A 2,821-nucleotide genomic window follows, 5' to 3' on the forward strand; every position below is an offset into this window, starting at 1 on the left:
ACGGCGACAAGCTGGCTGAAGCGACCCAATCGAGGATTAAATGCTTCTGCTCCTGTCGATCTGCTCGATACGGACGCAGGGACAGAGCAGGTGCTGAAATTACTCGATCAAATTGAATATGGAGTGTACAGTTGAGTCTCAGTTTACGCACCAATTGATTTTCAATACCTACGTAAATCCTGCCGAAAATTAGCCCATCAAAAGAAGTCTGCAATCGTTCTTTTGAACATTTACAGACTTCTTTGTCGTTAGACTATTGCTCCACTATCGATCGCCAAAAAGCTAAAATATAGCCCAAAACTTGGAAATTTAATTGGCAGGATCGGGATCTTTTGGTGCTTCCGCTTTCGCAACTTTGGCAGCTTTACCAGCCTCAGCCTTAGCCGTCTTAGCCGCCTCTGTAACCTTAACCGCTTCAACTTGGGTAGCAGCAGCTTCATCTCGATTTATGACAACTGCTTCAGGCATATACTTGGGGTGATAAGGAATCAATCCAGTACTAGCAAACGCTTGAGTAGCCTCGCGCAACCACTTAGCCAGACGACGCTTGGAAGAAAAGGGAATCCACTCAGAATCAATCGCCGCTCCAAACGGAATATATTCACTCAAAATCTTGTTTTTGTCCTCTGGAGCGACGATCATCTCAGGAAAGAAAATCGACTGAAACCCATATTTGTCAAGCACTGCCTGAACTCGCCCATCTGGATCGAACCCTCGATCCCACCGGATATTAGTTGGCGCACCCAGATTTTTCACCAAGACGTGAGGGATTTTGCCATTAAAACGTTCGACTGACTCGATAAACAGATCGAGTGATTCGGGAGTGCCGTTAGTAATAAAATAGTAAACTATATCGATCGTATTGTCAGGATCTGCCAGCATTCCCACCACATCATTCTGGTCGATCCAGCGGTTGAGGTAAGCAGCCACCTGAGAAGGCAGTACAATTAGGACATCCTGTGTTCTCGCAAGATCGAAGATTCGATCAGCTTTAAAGTAATCATTAGCATTACCACTAAAAACAATCTGTTCTGTCAATGTTGCCACAGCATTTCGATCGCCATCTGGAGCATCGTAAATGCTGGGAATCAACTTAACATCCTTTAACCCTGCCTCTTGGCGAAATCCTTGATACAGATCCTTTCTGTAAGTCAAACCCACATTGGGCGTGGACGCATCGGCATCGATCAGAAAAAATGGATGATTTGCAGCAGTTAGTTGCTCGGCAATCGTTAATCCCGCGATTGTCTTCCCCAACCCACCTTTCTCGCTACCGACGATTCCAATCGTCGTCCTCAACTTCGTCACCATTGGAGCGAAAGGATCTGCGATCTTGTTAGTTGTTGTTTGTTCCGAACTCATCTCTATATCCTTAGTTTACTTACTTAGTTTTGGTAGTTTTGGCTTTAATCTTTGGCTGTGGCATTAGATATTTCCACATACAATAGACATCCGCCATCCTCGACTGATATTCATCAGGCACATCGAGAGTTGGCAAATTAAAGACACTACTATTGAAAATGACATACTTATGCTTGTACTGAGGATTAGGCGTTAACTTACCCGCAAAATACTCAATTAGTTCTGCCTGCAACACATCTCCTCCCCCACCAGCCAACATTAGCTCATCGATCCGATCTGGAAGTTGCTCGTTCAACCAGTTGAAAATAGAATTGCAGTAATTATCATGAGTCAGTTCAATTTCTCGAACTAGAGCTTGTAATTCACTAGCTCTCAACTCTGCTACGGTGTTTCGTAAAATTGGTTCAAGATAAAGTGTATCCTTCTGTTTGAGCCAATAATTAGCGATCGCTGAAGAGAGATTAGGCAAATCGTAGTTGTAAGTTACTGCTTGAACTGCCTTCACCCAATGGTTGAAGCCCAAATCCGAAGTCCCCATCCCTGTTAGTTGATGAGATTCAGTCGCATAGAAACTTAAATTCCGATGTCCCGCCATTAAAATAATGGCAGTGCCAAAACTTTCCCGATTATTGACTTGCAATAAGTGAACAATGCCAGTTCCTTCAGCATAAAAATTGCACTCAACTAACTGGACGCTAAATACACCAATGGGCGTATCAAAATCAGTGAGCGCGACGATTAAAGCGGCTTTGATTCGCTCCCGATCTCGAAACTCCCCAGGCGGTAACAAACAACCTAAACTCAGATCGAAGCTGGTGCCTAGATTGAGGCGTTGAGCCATAATTGACACCATGCCTAAAATCTTATAAACGATCGTTTCTGACTTGAGCGGCTTGAGTGGTTGAGTTGCGCCCAGTCGGGTTGCTAATTTGCCAACTGCATAGTATTCATCATCAATACCTACAAACGATCTCATCGATAGATCGCCAGTTTGTTGTCGATAGCGATCGAGTGTTTCACTGCGTTGTTCGATCGTGGCAGAGGGCATCACGATTGTGACTAGCTCCTCACCACTCGATCCAATACATTTAAAAGAACTCGCACCATCGTCACAACCTAGATATAATTTCTGCTTTCTCCTTGCCATAAGTGTTATTTGCCATTCGTGCCATTAAGAAAATCTGCTACCGATCGTGAAACTTTCAAAGATCCGATCGTCATTGGTTCCCTACCATCTTTGTTGTTTGCGGCGGATAGATCGGCAGTTATGGAATGCTTGACTGGTTCGGTAGTAGCTGGTTGAACTGGAGAAATTGACGGCAAAGTAACTACAGATCGCTCTTGAGGTACGATCGCTGAAGGTGAAGATCCCAAGGCTAAACCACATCTGCTTAAAAACTCATTCGGTAGAATAATCCCGCGATCGATCCGCTGAAAGTTAAGTACTCGATTAATTTGA

Annotated in this window: 4 protein-coding genes; 1 reads left to right on the plus strand and 3 read right to left on the minus strand. The window is 44.1% G+C overall.

The window, feature by feature from the left end; genetic code table 11:
* The first annotated feature begins 15 nt into the window (after positions 1-15).
* Entirely contained in the window at positions 16-135 is a 120-nt protein-coding gene (locus RMO55_RS18355) for an MbcA/ParS/Xre antitoxin family protein (RefSeq protein ID WP_310428971.1), read from the plus strand.
* Positions 136-309: 174 nt separating this feature from the next.
* Here the strand turns inward: RMO55_RS18355 and RMO55_RS18360 are convergent, their stop codons facing one another.
* The 3 genes from RMO55_RS18360 to RMO55_RS18370 form a co-directional block, all read right to left on the minus strand.
* The gene (locus RMO55_RS18360) at positions 310-1,362 is read right to left on the minus strand and encodes a cobalamin biosynthesis protein CobQ (protein WP_310428965.1); all 1,053 of its coding nucleotides are present in this window, start codon (positions 1,360-1,362) and stop codon (positions 310-312) included.
* A 19-nt stretch (positions 1,363-1,381) separates the two neighbouring features.
* Complete coding sequence (locus tag RMO55_RS18365; protein WP_310428967.1) at positions 1,382-2,509, minus strand: ParM/StbA family protein; 1,128 nt, start codon at positions 2,507-2,509, stop codon at positions 1,382-1,384.
* A 5-nt stretch (positions 2,510-2,514) separates the two neighbouring features.
* A partial coding sequence (locus RMO55_RS18370) for a hypothetical protein (protein WP_310428969.1) occupies positions 2,515-2,821 on the minus strand: 307 nt, incomplete at its 5' end.

This window comes from Chamaesiphon sp. VAR_48_metabat_135_sub (genome assembly GCF_031418915.1).
Classification (GTDB): Bacteria; Cyanobacteriota; Cyanobacteriia; order Cyanobacteriales; family Chamaesiphonaceae; genus Chamaesiphon.

Coding starts and splice junctions, on each gene's coding strand:
- RMO55_RS18360 (WP_310428965.1), bottom strand. CDS start 1,362: ATGAGTTCGGAACAAACAACAACTAACAAGATCGCAGATCCTTTCGCT.
- RMO55_RS18365 (WP_310428967.1), bottom strand. CDS start 2,509: ATGGCAAGGAGAAAGCAGAAATTATATCTAGGTTGTGACGATGGTGCG.